Annotated in this window: 13 protein-coding genes; 8 read left to right on the top strand and 5 right to left on the bottom strand. The window is 62.4% G+C overall.

Annotated features, from left to right (window positions below; all coding sequences use genetic code 11):
• Nucleotides 1-39 precede the first annotated feature (39 nt).
• On the bottom strand, nucleotides 40-1,041 hold the full coding sequence (locus tag B3397_RS02870) for an LLM class flavin-dependent oxidoreductase (protein ID WP_296247091.1): 1,002 nt from the start codon (nucleotides 1,039-1,041) through the stop codon (nucleotides 40-42).
• A 218-nt stretch (nucleotides 1,042-1,259) separates the two neighbouring features.
• On the opposite strand from B3397_RS02870, the gene B3397_RS02865 reads away from it, so the two are divergent.
• Both B3397_RS02865 and B3397_RS02860 read left to right on the top strand, forming a co-directional pair.
• On the top strand, nucleotides 1,260-1,691 hold the full coding sequence (locus B3397_RS02865) for an OsmC family protein (protein ID WP_296247089.1): 432 nt from the start codon (nucleotides 1,260-1,262) through the stop codon (nucleotides 1,689-1,691).
• A gap of 56 nt (nucleotides 1,692-1,747) precedes the next feature.
• The gene (locus tag B3397_RS02860; RefSeq protein WP_296247087.1) at nucleotides 1,748-1,981 is read left to right on the top strand and encodes a DUF1161 domain-containing protein; all 234 of its coding nucleotides are present in this window, start codon (nucleotides 1,748-1,750) and stop codon (nucleotides 1,979-1,981) included.
• Nucleotides 1,982-2,056: 75 nt separating this feature from the next.
• Here the strand turns inward: B3397_RS02860 and B3397_RS02855 are convergent, their stop codons facing one another.
• On the bottom strand, nucleotides 2,057-2,470 hold the full coding sequence (locus B3397_RS02855; protein ID WP_296247085.1) for a hypothetical protein: 414 nt from the start codon (nucleotides 2,468-2,470) through the stop codon (nucleotides 2,057-2,059).
• Between the two features lie 239 nt (nucleotides 2,471-2,709).
• Nucleotides 2,710-3,123, bottom strand: coding sequence for a hypothetical protein (locus B3397_RS02850; RefSeq protein WP_296247083.1), 414 nt, complete (start codon nucleotides 3,121-3,123; stop codon nucleotides 2,710-2,712).
• Between the two features lie 73 nt (nucleotides 3,124-3,196).
• Here B3397_RS02850 and B3397_RS02845 point away from each other — a divergent pair, with 73 nt between their 5' ends.
• The gene (locus B3397_RS02845; protein ID WP_296247081.1) at nucleotides 3,197-4,282 is read left to right on the top strand and encodes an aminopeptidase; all 1,086 of its coding nucleotides are present in this window, start codon (nucleotides 3,197-3,199) and stop codon (nucleotides 4,280-4,282) included.
• Between the two features lie 158 nt (nucleotides 4,283-4,440).
• Here B3397_RS02845 and B3397_RS02840 read toward each other — a convergent pair whose 3' ends face one another.
• Both B3397_RS02840 and B3397_RS02835 read right to left on the bottom strand, forming a co-directional pair.
• Entirely contained in the window at nucleotides 4,441-5,091 is a 651-nt protein-coding gene (locus B3397_RS02840; RefSeq protein WP_296247079.1) for an HAD family hydrolase, read from the bottom strand.
• 4 nt (nucleotides 5,092-5,095) lie between these two features.
• On the bottom strand, nucleotides 5,096-5,641 hold the full coding sequence (locus B3397_RS02835; RefSeq protein ID WP_296247077.1) for a gamma carbonic anhydrase family protein: 546 nt from the start codon (nucleotides 5,639-5,641) through the stop codon (nucleotides 5,096-5,098).
• A gap of 91 nt (nucleotides 5,642-5,732) precedes the next feature.
• Between B3397_RS02835 and prlC the strand changes: the two genes are divergently transcribed.
• The 5 genes from prlC to B3397_RS02810 all read left to right on the top strand — a co-directional run bounded on the left by prlC (nucleotide 5,733) and on the right by B3397_RS02810 (nucleotide 12,806).
• Nucleotides 5,733-7,781 (top strand): oligopeptidase A, encoded by a 2,049-nt coding sequence (gene prlC, locus B3397_RS02830; RefSeq protein ID WP_296247075.1) that lies wholly within the window; start codon nucleotides 5,733-5,735, stop codon nucleotides 7,779-7,781.
• Nucleotides 7,778-8,041 (top strand): YheV family putative zinc ribbon protein, encoded by a 264-nt coding sequence (locus B3397_RS02825; RefSeq protein WP_296247073.1) that lies wholly within the window; start codon nucleotides 7,778-7,780, stop codon nucleotides 8,039-8,041. Before prlC ends, B3397_RS02825 begins: the two co-directional genes overlap by 4 nt.
• Before the next feature lie 166 nt (nucleotides 8,042-8,207).
• On the top strand, nucleotides 8,208-10,055 hold the full coding sequence (locus tag B3397_RS02820) for a M3 family metallopeptidase (RefSeq protein WP_296247071.1): 1,848 nt from the start codon (nucleotides 8,208-8,210) through the stop codon (nucleotides 10,053-10,055).
• A 232-nt stretch (nucleotides 10,056-10,287) separates the two neighbouring features.
• Nucleotides 10,288-11,019: a gluconate 2-dehydrogenase subunit 3 family protein gene (locus tag B3397_RS02815; RefSeq protein ID WP_296247070.1), complete on the top strand. Its 732-nt coding sequence runs from the start codon at nucleotides 10,288-10,290 to the stop codon at nucleotides 11,017-11,019.
• A gap of 2 nt (nucleotides 11,020-11,021) precedes the next feature.
• The gene (locus tag B3397_RS02810) at nucleotides 11,022-12,806 is read left to right on the top strand and encodes a GMC family oxidoreductase (RefSeq protein ID WP_296247068.1); all 1,785 of its coding nucleotides are present in this window, start codon (nucleotides 11,022-11,024) and stop codon (nucleotides 12,804-12,806) included.
• The last annotated feature ends 7 nt before the right edge of the window (nucleotides 12,807-12,813 follow it).

Genomic DNA, 12,813 nt, shown 5'->3' with positions numbered 1-12,813 from the left:
GCGTACAGCCGCGAAGGGCCCAGCACTGCCGGCCCTTGATCAGCCCTTCATCACCTGCGCCAGCAACTCGTACGACCGCAACCGGTCGGCGTGCTCATACAGGTCACAGGTAAAGATCAGCTCATCCGCCTGGGTCTGCTCCAGCAGCACATCCACCTTGGCGCGAATCTTTGCCGGGCTGCCCACCATCGCCAGTCCGAGGAAATCCCCTACCGCCGCTTTTTCGTGAGGCAGCCACAGGCCGTCCATGCTCTCCACCGGCGGTTGCTGTACCAGGCTCTGGCCACGCATCAGGTTGAGGATGCGGCGATAAACCGATGTCGCCAGGTATTCGGCATGCTCGTCGGTCTCTGCGGCAACCAGTGGCACCCCCAACATGACATACGGCTTGTCGAGCACGGCCGACGGCTGGAAGTGCGCACGGTAGACCCGGATCGCCTCGTGCATATAGCGCGGCGCAAAGTGCGAGGCGAAGGCATAGGGCAAGCCATACATGCCTGCCAACTGCGCGCTGAACAAGCTGGAGCCGAGCAGCCAGATGGGCACATTGGTGTCACTGCCCGGCACGGCGATGACTTTCTGTCCCGGCGTGCGCGGGCCCAGGTAGCTCATCAGCTCCTGCACATCATCGGGAAAATCGTCGGCACTGCCCGAGCGCTCGCGGCGCAGGGCCCGCGCGGTCATCTGGTCGGAGCCGGGCGCGCGCCCCAGGCCCAGGTCGATCCGTCCCGGGTACAGGCTCTCCAGGGTGCCGAACTGTTCGGCAATCACCAGCGGTGCGTGGTTGGGCAGCATGACCCCGCCGGAGCCGACGCGAATCGATGAGGTACCGCCGGCCAGATAGCCCAGTAACACCGATGTCGCGGAGCTGGCGATGCCGTCCATGTTGTGGTGTTCAGCCACCCAGAAACGGGTATAGCCCCATTGTTCGGCGTGTCGCGCCAGGTCCAGGGAGTTGTGCAGCGACTCGGCGGGGCCCTTGTCGGCGCGTACCGGCACCAGGTCGAGCATGGAATAGCGTGTATCGGTCAAACGACTCATAAGCTTGGCATCCTGTGGGTGAGTGGCAGATGGGATGCCCCGCGCATCTTTGCTACCGACGAATTCGATCCGCGCTATGTTGCGCGTTATGTCTTGTGAGTATGGGCATATCCGCGAGTTTCAATGGCCCGACGCCACGCTGCTGAACTTTGCGCAACCCTCGCCCCTCTGAATGTAACGCACAGCGCGAACGCTTCGCGCCCATTTGAGGAGGCTTTATGAGCATTGTGAAAAAGGCATCGGCAGTCTGGAAAGGCGATCTGAAAACCGGTAAGGGCCAGATTTCCACCCAGAGCGGCGCGCTGAAGGACAACCCCTATGGCTTCAACACCCGCTTCGAAGGCCAGCCGGGCACCAACCCGGAAGAACTGATTGGCGCCGCTCACGCAGGCTGCTTCTCCATGGCGTTCTCGATGATTCTGGGCGGTGAAAACTTCACCCCGGACGAGATCAAGACCACGGCTGACGTCACCCTCGACAAGCAGGGCGAAGGCTTTGCCATTACCGCCATCAAGCTGACCATGTCGGCGAAGATTCCAGGTATCGACCAGGTCAAGTTCGAAGAGCTGGCCAACAAGGCCAAGGAAGGTTGCCCGGTGTCCAAGGTGCTGAACGCCGAGATCACCCTGGACGCTACACTGGAGTCCTGATCCCGGGCGCCGGGTTGATCGGGCCGTGTGCACTGTGCAGCAAGGAGGATGACGCAATGAAACGATTCGCCTTGGCGATCATGTGCAGTGTGCTGGCCACGTCAGCGCTGGCGGCACCCAAGCCCTGCGAGGAATTGAAGGCCGAAATCGAGGCCAAGATTCAGGCGCAGGGCGTCACGTCCTACACGCTGGAAATCGTCGGTAACGACGAAGCCAAGGACCCGAACATGGTGGTTGGGTCCTGTGATAACGGCACGCGCAAGATTGTTTATCAGAAGAATGACGAGTAACGGCATGCCGCGCCTACCCACATATTTGTAGGAGCGGCGTAAAGCCGCGAAACCGTCACTGCGGTCATCCTGCATTCAAGGGATGCAATGAACCTCGCGATCCTGCGCCACGATCTGCCGGTTTGAATCATACAGCCGCGCACTGGCCTGCATGGCGATGGCCCGCCCCTCGATCCGATACCGTTCTCCCGCCTTGAAGCCGTCATAGCGAATGGTCAGGTAGCAGGTGCGATCGAATGGATCGCTGATCATCCCGCCCCCCGCATAGATCTCGTAGTCGAACCGCACCTCGAGTTCGTGAGCACCCGGCGTAATCTGGAAGTAGCGGCCATCGTTGAGCTTCTGGTCGTCGACGCTCTCGGCCATTACCAGCTTGCCCGTGGTGGTGAACATGTCCACCCAGGCTTTCTGCGGGTCTACGGGAGGAATCGGGATGTTTGAGCAGGCAGCGAGGGTGGCGCTGGCCAACAGCAGCAGTAGGGCACGCATGGGAGCTCCTGGGGGGGGCGGTAGAGTGGTCAGTCTACACCCATGGCGCGGTGGTGGCCTTGGACCTGGCTCCGGCATGCGGTGGTATCGCGGTGGGACCGGACCCGGCTTACGCCGGTGCTACACGGGTTCGGGGTGGGGTTACGTTGGTGTTTCGTCTGGCCTGGACCGGGGATGCGCCGGGGGTGCCTGTGGCAGCGGCGTAAGCCGCGTCCGCAGACACCGCCGACCCAAGCGAATCAGGCGCGCTGGCAGCCGCCCGGCTGCGCTTGCCCGACCACCTTGCGCTGTTCGTCATAAAGCTTGGCCCACGGCCGGAAGCCGATACTGCCGGCCTCCAGCGAATAACGCTGCCCGGCGTTGAATGCCTTGTACGTAAGGTTCAGCTCGCAATTGCGCCACAGCGGCGACGCCTCGGGACCAATGTTGGTGGGCTCGACCGGAAACTGCAGGCGCACCGTGAGCTCATGGCTGCCCGGCTGCACTTCGAAGTATCGAGTGTCGAGCCACTCGCGCTCGTCCACTTCAGTGGCGTGCAGCGAGTTGTCCTGGTCGACCTGCAGATCCACCCACGCCTGGTTGGGGTCTGGATCGGGCAGGCCGGCACAGCCGGCGAGGGTCAGCAGGCCGCTGGCAAGGATGAGAGCGCGCATGGAAATCTCCTGAAGTGGTCGTAAGATGCGGGATTCGAAACGCGGTATGAGCCGAGCGGCGACGGAAACCAGCATGCATCGATTTCTTGTTTTTGGGCGTTCAAGTCTTGCGGCACTCGACCCTTTTTTACGGGTCTTGGTTCCCCTGGCGGCGATTTTCCTGCTCAACGGTTGCTCATCCTTGAGCTATTACGGCCAGCTCGCCCAGGGCCAATGGCAGTTGTTGCAAGCCCGCGAACCGGTCGCGGCAGTGATCGCCGACCCCGCCCGCGACGCCAGGCTGCGTGCACAGCTGCGCAAATCTCAGGCAGCCCGCAGTTTTGCCAGTGAGCACCTGCATCTGCCGGATAACCAGAGCTATCGCCTGTATGCCGACATCGGCCGGCCGCTGGTGGTGTGGAACGTGTTCGCGACCCCCGAGTTCTCGCTGGCGCCGCTGACACACTGTTTCCCCATCGCCGGTTGCGTGGCTTACCGGGGCTATTACAGCCAAGGGGGCGCGCGCGGCGAAGCGGCCCTGCGCAAGCTCGAAGGCCTGGATGTCTACATCGGCGGGGTGGAGGCCTATTCAACCCTGGGCTGGTTCGACGATCCCATCCTCAACACCATGCTCGGCTGGGGCGACGAGCGTCTAGCTACGTTGATCTTTCACGAGCTGGCGCATCAGCGGGTCTACGTGCAGAACGACACCGAGTTCAATGAATCCTTTGCCACCTTCGTCGAACAGGAAGGCACTCGCCAGTGGCGGGCCTATCGAGGCCTGGCGCCGGCCTCGGTCGATCGGACTCTGCAACGTGATCAATTCACCCGTCTGGTGCTCGATACCCGCGAGCGGTTGGGCAAGCTGTATGCCCAGGCGTTGCCCACCGAGGCAATGCGCGCAGCCAAGGCGGCTGAGTTCGAGCGGTTGCGTCGGCATTATCGGCAGCTGCGCGATGAGCAATGGCAGGGTGACAAGCGTTTCGATGCCTGGGTCAACGGCCCCTTGAACAATGCCAAGCTGCTGCCTTTCGGGCTGTACGACCAGTGGGTGCCAGGGTTTGCCGGGCTGTTCAGGCAAGTCGGCGGCGATTGGCCGAAGTTCTACGCCGAGGTCGAGAAATTGGGCCGATTGCCGATGGCTGAGAGGAAGGCGCTGTTGGGGCGGTTGGGGGAGTGATTGGGGGGATTGGCGGTGAATGGTCCCCTCACCCCAGCCCTCTCCCTGGGGGAGAGGGGGCCGTACGGCGGTGCTGCGGCGATCTGCTTTTGGCTCCCTCTCCCTTAGGGAGAGGGCTGGGGTGAGGGGACCATTCACCCCCAATCCCTCAACCCCCACTAATCCCGCAAAAACGCCCGATGCAACGCCTCCAACGTCTGAAAATGATACGTCGGCGCCTCCGCTTCCAATTCCTCACGCGAGCCGAAGCCATACCCCACCGCCGCACAATCCAGGCCATTGGCCCGTGCGCCGATCAGGTCATGCTTACGGTCGCCTATCATCAGCGTCTGCGCCGGGTCCAGGCCCTCCTGCTGCAGAATGTGCGCAATCAGCTCTACCTTGTTGGTGCGGGTACCGTCCAGTTCGCTGCCATACACCACCTTGAAGTGCTTGGCGAAATCGAAATGCCGGGCGATCTCGCGGGCGAACTCCCACGGCTTGGACGTCGCGATGTACAGGCGGCGCCCCTGCTGCTGCAAGGTTTCCAGCAAGGCGATCACCCCATGGAACAGCTGATTTTCATACAGACCGGTGACGCGGAAACGCTCACGGTAGAAATTCACCGCCTGCCAGGCTTTGGCCTCGTCGAAGTCGTAAGCCACCATGAATTGCTGCAGCAAGGGGGGGCCGATGAAGTGTTCCAGGTTGCGCAGGTCCGGCTCGTCGATACCCAGTTTGGCCAGCGCATGTTGGATCGAGCGGGTGATGCCCTCGCGTGGGTCGGTGAGGGTGCCGTCCAGGTCGAACAGAATATTTTGATAATGCACGCAGTTATTCCTTGTCGAAGCCTTCGGCCAGATGCTGGTCCTTGAGCTTCACGTAGTTGCCGGCGGTGTAGGTGAAGAAGGCGCGCTCCTTGTCGGTCAAGGCGCGAGCCTGCTTGACCGGGCTGCCCACATACAGAAACCCGCTTTGCAGACGCTTGCCCGGCGGCACCAGGCTGCCGGCGCCGATGATCACTTCGTCTTCGACCACCGCGCCGTCCATCACCGTGCTGCCCATGCCCACCAGAATGCGATTGCCCAGCGTGCAGCCGTGGAGCATGACTTTGTGACCAATGGTGACATCGTCACCGATCAGCAATGGAAAGCCGTCCGGGTTGAAAGGCCCGGCATGGGTGATGTGCAGCACGCTGGCATCTTGCACGCTGGTGCGCTGGCCTATGCGAATTCGATGCATATCGCCGCGGATCACCGTCAATGGCCATACGGAGCTGTCTGCACCGATGTCGACATCGCCGATCACCACGGCCGAACGATCGATGAAAGCCCGCTCGCCCAGCTTGGGCGTATGCTGCTGGAAATTACGAATGGCCACGATAGGCGTCCTCTCTGTTGCCGATAGCTGCGGTGAATCGCAATTGTAATTAAGATGTCCCAGTGTTTCTTCATAGCCAAGGTGTTTAACCGTGAGCGCGAATCCCCTCCTGCAGTCCTACGACCTGCCGCCGTTCTCGGCGATCCGTGCCGAGCACGTACAACCGGCGATTGAACAGATCCTGGCCGACAACCGAGCGGCCATTGCCCAGATTCTGCAAACCCAGGGTAGCGAGCCTACCTGGGCCGGCCTGATATTGGCCATGGACGAATTGAACGACCGCCTGGGCGCCGCCTGGAGCCCGGTCAGTCACCTCAACGCCGTGTGCAACAGCGCCGAGCTGCGCCAGGCCTACGAGGCTTGCCTGCCCGCGCTGAGCGCCTACTCCACGGAAATGGGTCAGAACCGCGCGTTGTTCCAGGCCTTCGAAGCGCTGGCCAACAGCCCCCAGGCCGCGGGCTTCGACATCGCCCAGAAAACCATTCTGGAACATTCGCTGCGCGATTTTCGCCTGTCGGGCATCGATCTGCCCGTGGACAAGCAGAAGCGCTATGCCGAAGTGCAGAGCAAGCTGTCGGAGCTGGGCAGCAAGTTCTCCAACCAACTGCTCGACGCCACCCAGGCCTGGACCAAGCACGTCACCGACGAAGCCGCCCTCGCCGGCCTGACCGATTCGGCCAAGGCGCAGATGGCCGCCGCCGCCAAGGCCAAGGGTCTCGAAGGCTGGCTGATCAGTCTGGAATTCCCCAGCTACTACGCCGTGATGACCTATGCACAGGATCGCGCCCTGCGCGAAGAAGTCTACGCGGCCTATTGCACCCGCGCCTCGGACCAAGGCCCCAACGCCGGCCAGAACGACAATGGCCCGGTGATGCGGGAAATCCTCGACCTGCGCCAGGAACTGGCCGAACTGCTGGGCTACGCCAGCTATTCGGAGCTGAGCCTAGCCACCAAGATGGCCGAGTCCACCGATCAGGTGCTGACGTTCCTGCGCGACCTGGCGCAGCGCAGCAAGCCGTTCGCCGCCCAGGACCTGGGGCAGCTCAAGGCCTATGCCGCCGAGCAGGGCTGTGCGGATCTGCAAAGCTGGGACAGCGGTTTCTACGGCGAAAAGCTGCGCGAACAACGCTACAGCGTGTCCCAGGAAGCACTGCGTGCCTACTTCCCCATCGACAAGGTGCTGGGCGGCCTGTTCGCCATCGTGCAGCGTCTGTACGGCATCGAGATTGCCGAGCAGAAAGGCTTCGACACCTGGCACCCCGACGTACGCCTGTTCGAAATCAAGGAAAATGGCCAGCATGTGGGCCGGTTCTTCTTCGACCTCTACGCGCGCGCCAACAAGCGAGGAGGTGCCTGGATGGACGGCGCACGCGATCGCCGTCGTACCGAAGACGGCCAGTTGCAGAGCCCCGTGGCCAACCTGGTGTGCAACTTCACCCCAGCCGACTCGGGTAAGCCTGCGCTGCTGACTCACGATGAAGTGACCACCCTGTTCCACGAATTCGGCCATGGCCTGCATCACCTGCTGACCCGCGTCGATCACGCCGGCGTATCCGGCATCAACGGCGTGGCGTGGGACGCAGTGGAGCTGCCGAGCCAGTTCATGGAAAACTGGTGCTGGGAGCCTGAAGGCCTGGCGCTGATTTCCGGGCATTACGAAAGCGGCGAGCCGCTGCCACAGGACCTGCTGGAGAAAATGCTGGCGGCCAAGAACTTCCAGTCGGGGCTGATGATGGTTCGCCAGATCGAGTTCTCGCTGTTCGACTTCGAGCTGCATGCCTCCCATGGCGATGGTCGCAGTGTGCTGGAAGTGCTCGAGGGCGTGCGCGACGAGGTGTCGGTCATGCGCCCTCCGGCGTACAACCGCTTCCCCAACAGCTTCGCCCACATCTTCGCCGGCGGCTATGCCGCAGGCTATTACAGCTACAAGTGGGCCGAAGTGCTGTCGGCCGATGCCTTCAGTAAGTTCGAGGAAGATGGCGTGCTCAACGCCGACACCGGCCGCGCCTTCCGCGAAGCCATTCTGGCCCGCGGCGGTTCCCAGGCACCGATGGTGTTGTTCGTCGACTTCCGTGGTCGCGAACCCTCGATCGATGCGCTGCTGCGTCACAGCGGTTTGAGCGAGGAAGCGGCGGCATGATCACCAAGAAGCGCTTTATCGCCGGGGCAGTCTGCCCGGCGTGCAGCGAGCCGGACAAATTGATGATGTGGAGCGTGGACGACGTGCCGCACCGTGAGTGTGTGGCCTGTGGCTACAGCGATACGCTCAATGCCCAAGGCAATTCGGTGCCCAGCGAACTGGGCACGCGGGTCAACAAGATTGCCGTCAAGTCGGTGGACCCCAAGGTGCAGCCGGTGCAGTTCTTCCCCAACCCAAAGCTCAAAAAGCCCAGCGAATAACGCCTCGATTCCCGAATAAGCCCTCTTCCCTGTGAAGAGGGTGGGGGCGCGCCTGCGTACGGTGATGTGGCAGGTGCCCACGGTCTGTTGAGGTAGCGGGCTACGTCTGCTGTCCGTTTGTCGAGTTCTAGACTGCGCGTCCAACCCCGCCTTCAAGGAACTCGAGATGAGCGACAACCCTCTGCTGCACGCCTGGGTCATACCGCCCTACGCGGCCATTCGCGCCGAACATGTGGCCCCGGCCATTACTGCCGTGATCGAGGCAAACCTGGCCAGCCTTGGTCGTTTCCTGCCCTCGCAACTGGACGATCCCACCTGGCAGGGATTGGTCAAACCCTATGAAGACATGCGCCAGAGGCTGCTCAACGTGACCGCGCCCTTGAGCAGATTGGCCAGCGACCCCCAGCATGCGGATATCCTCCAGGCCTTTGCCGCCTGTCAGACGCGCCTTGAGGCTTACCAGGCGGCAATCGCCCACAACGCGAGCCTCAATGGCGCGCTGTTGCGCTTGTCACAGGGCGAGTCAGCCGCCGCCCTGGATCGCGAGCAGCAGCAGGCCCTCGATAGCCTGCTGCGCCGGCAACGTCTGGATGCCACCCATCTGGCACCTCCCCTACGCCACCGCTGCCTGGCCATCGAACGGGAACTCAAGGGTCTGTACGGCGTATTCCAGCGCAACGCGGTGGCGGTCGAGAGGGCATGGGCATTGCCCCCGGACGCGGAGGGCAATCCTCACCCCAACGACAACAGCCCTATCATCCGGCGCATTCTGGCGCTGCGTGCCGAACGTGCCCGGTTGCTCGGCTACCGTAGCTACGCGGAGCTGGCGCTGGCGACGCGCATGTTCGAAAGCCCGGAAGACGTCCTGCATTTCCTGCGCGAGCTGCTGGAGCAGGTCAAGCCCATTGTTGCCAGCGATAGGCAGGCGCTGAGTCAGCTGTCCAGGGAAGACGCCGTTTTCGACGTGCAGGACTGGGACCCTGAATACTTCGGCCACGAGCCGCCCGACAGCCTTTATCAACGCGATGCGACCCTGCTGTCCGCTTACTTCCCCGCCTTGAAGGTGCTGGGCAATCTGTCCCTGCTGGTGGAGCAGCTGTTCGGCGTGGCCTTGCACGAACAACACGTCGTGACCGGGCTGCACCCCAGCGTCCGGCTTTATGCGGTGGTCGAGCAGGCGCGCACCGTCGGCTACCTCTACATCGATGTTTTCAGCTACCCCGGCAAGCTCCCGGGAGACTGGATGGATGGCTTGCGCGACCGTCATCGCTATGCCGACGGCGCGTTGCAACTCCCGGTGGGCTACCTCAATTGCGACTTCGCTCTGGAACTCGAAGGTCCCCAATCGCTGTTGACCCTGGATAACCTGGGCACGTTGCTGCATGAGTTCGGCCACGCCATGCACCATGTGCTGACCGCTGCCGAGCACGGCAGTGGTGCCGGCGTGAATGTTGCCGAGCTCGATGCCGTGGAGTTTCCCAGTGCGCTGTTCGAGCGCTGGGCAACGGCCGGCGAAAGCCTGACCCTGTTGTCTTGCCACTACCGCACCGGTGCTCGGTTGCCAGCGGCGCTGCTGGCCCGCTACCAACGCTACAGCCTGCGCTTGGAGGCCAGTACCCTGCTCGAGGACTTGCGAGCCGCATTGATCGACTATGAGCTGCATCACCCGCAGGCCGCCGAGGACTTCAAGGAAGTCGAGGCGCGCATCCTGACCCAGACCGCCGTGACCCACATCCGTCAGGCCCCCATCAGCTATACGCTGCTGCACAGCTTCGCTCGCGGCGACTATGCCGCAGGCTACTACGTGTATGTGTGGTCGCAGATTCTGGCCAGCGAAGCCTTCGCCTGTTTTGCCGGCAAGAGCGTGCTGGACCCTACCGTCGCCGCCCAGCTTCGCGCCACGATTCTCGCCCCGGGTGCCGCCCTCACGGCCATAGAGCAGATTCGTTCGCTCAAGGGGACGGGACCGACCCTGGACGCGTATGTGCGCTGGCTCAAGCGCGAGCATCCCTGACGGGCAGCCTGTGTTCGCTCTGAAACCGGTTTCATTTTGAGTCACAAATCGATACATTTGTCGGCTGCTCGGCCACGGCGGCATATCGCCGCAGTGGCCTGCAACCGAATATCCGCGCCTGCGCCTCCCATAAAGACACCGCCCAGCCTCGTTGGCAGGCGCGATGCCATCAAGAAAAACACCCCGCCTGCGCCTCGATGACAACCGTATCGACCTGCTGATGAGGACTCCCATGTCTGAGCAAGAAGACAACCCGCGTCGGGATTTCCTGCGCAAAACCCTGACCCTGATTCCGGTCGTCACGGTGGCCAGCACCGGCTTGGGCATGACTGCCCTGTCGACGCCGCAGAGTGCAGTCGCCCAAGCGCCCAAGGCGGCCCCGGCCAGTGACTACCAGCCTACTTTCTTCAATGCCGAAGAATGGGCCTTCGTGCAGGCTGCCGTTTCGCGATTGATCCCGGCTGACGATCTGGGCCCCGGCGCGTTGGAAGCCGGGGCGGCGGAATTCATCGACCGCCAGATGAACACGCCGTATGCCACCGGTGCACTCTGGTACATGCAAGGGCCCTTCGCCGCCGATGCGGTGCCGCAGATGGGCTATCAGTTGCAGTTGGTTCCCCAGCAGCTTTATCGACTGGGCATTGCCGCCACGGATGCCTGGTGCAAAGCCAACCTGGGCAAATCATTTGCCGAGCAAGACAGCGCTACCCGAGATCAGGTTCTCAGCAAGATCGAAGCAGGTGACCTGCATTTCGCTGAGCTGCCGGCGCAGTCGTTCTTCAGCCTGTTGCTGCAGAACACCCGTGAAGGCTTCTTCTGCGACCCGATCCACGGTGGCAACCGCGGCATGGTCGGCTGGACCCAGATCGGCTTCCCCGGCGCGCGCGCCGATTTCATGGATTGGGTCGAGCGCAACGAGGCTTACCCCTTCCCGGCAGTGTCGATTCGCGGCGAGAGGGCTTGAGCATGGCAACCGTATTGAAGAAGGTCGACGCGGTGATCGTCGGCTTTGGCTGGACCGGCGCCATTATGGCCAAGGAATTGACCGAAGCGGGGCTGAATGTGGTCGCCCTGGAACGGGGCCCCATGCAGGACACCTATCCCGACGGCAACTACCCTCAGGTGATCGACGAGCTGACCTACAGCGTGCGCAAGAAGCTGTTCCAGGACATCTCCAAGGAAACCGTCACCATTCGCCACAGCGTCAACGACGTGGCCCTGCCCAACCGCCAGCTCGGTGCATTTCTGCCCGGCAAAGGTGTGGGCGGTGCCGGTCTGCATTGGTCCGGTGTGCATTTTCGCGTCGATCCCATGGAGCTGCGCATGCGCAGCCACTATGAAGAGCGCTACGGCAAACATTTCATTCCCAAGGACATGACCATCCAGGACTTCGGCGTGAGTTACGAAGAGCTGGAACCGTTCTTCGACTTTGCCGAGAAGGTATTCGGTACCTCAGGCCAAGCCTGGACGGTCAAGGGGCAGTTGGTCGGGCAAGGCAAGGGCGGCAACCCCTACGCGCCCGACCGCTCCAATCCCTTCCCGCTGGAGTCGCAGAAAAATACCTATTCGGCGCAGCTGTTCCAGAAAGCCGCCGCTGAAGTGGGCTACAAGCCCTACAACCTGCCGTCGGCCAATACCTCGGGGCCGTACACCAACCCCTATGGCGCGCAGATGGGCCCTTGCAACTTCTGTGGCTTCTGCAGCGGCTACGTCTGCTACATGTATTCCAAGGCCTCGCCGAACGTGAACATTCTGCCGGCGTTGCGTCAGGTGAAGCATTTCGAGCTGCGCACCAATGCCCATGTGCTGCGGGTCAACCTGGACAGCAGCAAAAGCAAGGCCACCGGGGTGACCTACGTCGACGCGCAAGGGCGCGAGGTCGAACAACCGGCCGACCTGGTGATCCTCGGGGCATTCCAGTTCAACAATGTGCGGCTGATGCTGCTCTCGGGGATCGGCAAGCCCTACGACCCGAAAACCGGCGAAGGCGTGGTGGGCAAGAATTTCGCCTACCAGAACATGGCCACCATCAAGGCGTTCTTCGACAAGGACACCCATACCAACAACTTCATCGGCGCCGGCGGTAACGGCGTGGCGATAGACGACTTCAACGCCGACAACTTCGACCACGGCCCTCATGGCTTCGTCGGTGGCTCACCGATGTGGGTCAACCAAGCCGGTAGCCGGCCTATTGCCGGTACCTCCAACCCGCCGGGCACCCCCGCCTGGGGCAGCGCCTGGAAAAAGGCCACCGCCGACTACTACACCCACCAGGTGTCGATGGACGCCCACGGCGCGCATCAGTCCTACCGTGGCAATTATCTCGACCTGGACCCGGTATACCGGGATGCCTACGGTTTGCCGCTGCTGCGCATGACCTTCGACTGGCAGGAAAACGACATCAAGATGAACCGTTTCATGGTCGACAAGATGAGCAAGGTCGCCCAGGCCATGAACCCCAAGTCCATCGCGTTGCTGGGCAAGAAGGTCGGTGAGCACTTCAACACCGCTTCCTACCAGACCACCCACCTCAACGGTGGCGCCATCATGGGCACCGACCCCAAGACCAGCGCCATCAATCGCTATCTGCAGTGCTGGGATGTGCACAACGTCTTCGTGCCCGGCGCCTCGGCGTTCCCCCAGGGCCTGGGCTACAACCCCACCGGCCTGGTGGCGGCGCTGACCTACTGGTCGGCGCGAGCGATCCGCGAGCAGTACCTCAAGAACCCCGGCCCGCTGGTGCAGGCATAAGGAGCGC

Origin of the sequence: Pseudomonas sp. UBA4194, from assembly GCF_002379585.1 — a bacterium.
Taxonomy (GTDB): Bacteria; Pseudomonadota; Gammaproteobacteria; order Pseudomonadales; family Pseudomonadaceae; genus Aquipseudomonas.
This window is presented reverse-complemented; position numbering and strand designations above follow the sequence as displayed.